The organism is Streptomyces venetus (assembly GCF_039540295.1).
In the GTDB taxonomy this organism is placed as follows: domain Bacteria; phylum Actinomycetota; class Actinomycetes; order Streptomycetales; family Streptomycetaceae; genus Streptomyces; species Streptomyces venetus.
The window spans coordinates 1-1,253 of record NZ_BAABET010000029.1 but is presented as its reverse complement, the minus strand read 5'-3'; the positions used below and the strand labels follow the sequence as shown (position 1 = coordinate 1,253).

The 1,253-nt window shown below is 68.7% G+C and carries 1 protein-coding gene; it reads left to right on the top strand.

All coding sequences use genetic code 11. The features are described from left to right. Positions 1-66 precede the first annotated feature (66 nt). The gene (locus ABEA82_RS38570; RefSeq protein ID WP_345666426.1) at positions 67-798 is read left to right on the top strand and encodes a phosphotransferase family protein; all 732 of its coding nucleotides are present in this window, start codon (positions 67-69) and stop codon (positions 796-798) included. The last annotated feature ends 455 nt before the right edge of the window (positions 799-1,253 follow it).

The following is a 1,253-nucleotide window of genomic DNA, read 5'->3' as shown; positions in this document are numbered from 1 at the left end:
TGCCACGGAACCTTGACCGTTTGCCGCTGAGGTTTGACCGATGGGCCGCGTGTGGAGGGTGTAGCCATGGACAATGAAGTGCCGCTGTTCGGCGGGCGCATCACCACGGGCGTGGTCAGGGTCGGGAACACTGTCCGTCGACCAGCCACCGCATCGTCCCCGTTCGTCGCCGAACTGCTCGATGACCTTCGGCGGCAGGGCTTCAACGGCGCTCCGCGGCACCTCGGGTTCGACATGGCCGGCCGCGAGATCCTCAGCTACCTCCCTGGCCGCGTGCCCGCCCGCTTCCAGCGCTGGACCGATCCCCAGGTGGCCGCCGCCGGCTTTCTGCTCCGCGCCTTCCACGACGCCACCCGCGGCAGCCGCCTGACCGGTCGGCATCCCGTGGTCTGCCACCACGATCCGGGGCCGAACAACACAGTCTTCGCAGACGACGTCCCCGTCGCCTTCATCGACTTCGACACCGCCGCCCCCGGCAATCCGCTCGAAGACCTCGGGTACATGGCGTGGACCTGGTGCATCTCCTCCAAACCCGATGCTCCACCCGCCACCGTCCAGGCCGCACAGCTACGCATCCTCGCCGACGCGTACGGGCTCGACGCCACCACCCGCTCCAGCCTCATCGATGCCGCGCTCGAGCGCCAGACCCGCAACGCTCAGTGGTGGCGCAGCCACCTCGCCCACCCGGCCCCGCGCGTTGCCGACGACCACGAGATCACCGGGCGAATCCAGTGGTCCGAGCGAGAGCACGCCTACACCTCGACCAACCGCGCGATCTTCGATGCAGCCCTGGACTGACACCCGCCCGATCCTCCGACCTGCGCGATCAAACTTCGACGACACGAACCGCGTTCGTCAAAGTTCGATGGCACGCGGTCAAAGTTCCGTGACACGGACAGCGGGGTGGAGGTGGGCTGTGTGGCGCCACGGTCATAGAGCAGAACATATGAACGACTTAGGGCTGGCGTCGCGCCTCGCGTTGCTCCGCTTCCTGGAGCGCGTGCGGGAGCGCGATCCGGCCCGCACCGCAAGTGGGTCGCCGACGAACAGCGCCGCGAGTCCGAGCAGCGCGTCGGCGAAGAGCGGCGCCCGCCTGCGCCCGAGTGGCTGATCGAGCGCGGCCTGGATCGCCGCAACATCGTCGCCGTACACACCGGGGTGTGCTGGGGTGCCGGCGTGTACGAAGTGCAGGCCGGACACGGTGCTCGGCATCGAGGTCTAAGCGCTGCGCGGCCGGCGCCCTGAGGTCTTCT